The organism is Acinetobacter sp. AR2-3, from assembly GCF_001878775.1.
GTDB classification, from domain to species: domain Bacteria; phylum Pseudomonadota; class Gammaproteobacteria; order Pseudomonadales; family Moraxellaceae; genus Acinetobacter; species Acinetobacter lwoffii_D.
Genome location: NZ_MJIQ01000012.1, coordinates 1 through 773, shown reverse-complemented (window position 1 = coordinate 773; position 773 = coordinate 1). Strand labels below are relative to the sequence as shown.

Genomic DNA, 773 nt, shown 5'->3' with positions numbered 1-773 from the left:
GTATCGATGAAGTTGATGCCAGCGGCTTTGGCCATGTCGATCTGAGCGAAGGCGTCAGCCTCGGTGTTCTGCTCGCCCCATGTCATGGTGCCGAGGCAGAGTGAGCTTACGTTCAGGTCGGTTCGGCCGAGCGGACGAAATTCCATGGAGTGCCTCCGGGCTGGCGAAAGTTTTAAGGATGCGAGATTAACGAAGTTGGCCATGACATGAGAGTGATCGCGACCGCCCGAAGTGCCCGATGGGGCTCTGGCATATAGCGCGGTGCATGCACGCCGGCGCTTGCTGAGACGACGGGCGCTTTGGAACTCCGAGAGGATAAATGTTGGTTGCTATTTTTCTGGCAATCAGGATAATTCCGCAGCCTGTCGGCGGGGATGCCTAGCCCGTCGACGCAAGCCAATGGTAGGGGATGCCTAGCCTACCGAACCACTGCCGTGGCGGACGCGCTGACCCGAGCCCCCGATAGCGTCTGTTTCCGGCTGCCCTGTTCTTGTCAGGGCGAGCACTATTCAGTAAGATTCGCCGTCTTATTTTCAGGGCGGCCCCTGAGGCTATAACGAATGAAGACATTTACTGCTAAACCGGAAACCGTCAAGCGCGACTGGTTCGTCGTCGACGCTGCCGGCCGGACCCTGGGTCGTCTGGCAACCGAAATCGCCAGCCGCCTGCGTGGCAAGCACAAGCCGGAATACACCCCTCACGTCGATACTGGCGATTACATCGTCGTGATCAACGCTGAGCAAGTGCGTGTTACCGGTGCCAAGACCAGCGAC

General features: G+C 58.7%; 1 protein-coding gene. It reads left to right on the top strand.

The window, feature by feature from the left end:
* Positions 1-560 precede the first annotated feature (560 nt).
* The coding region (rplM, locus tag BFN00_RS00420) for a 50S ribosomal protein L13 (RefSeq protein ID WP_071850128.1) at positions 561-773 on the top strand (213 nt) is incomplete at its 3' end.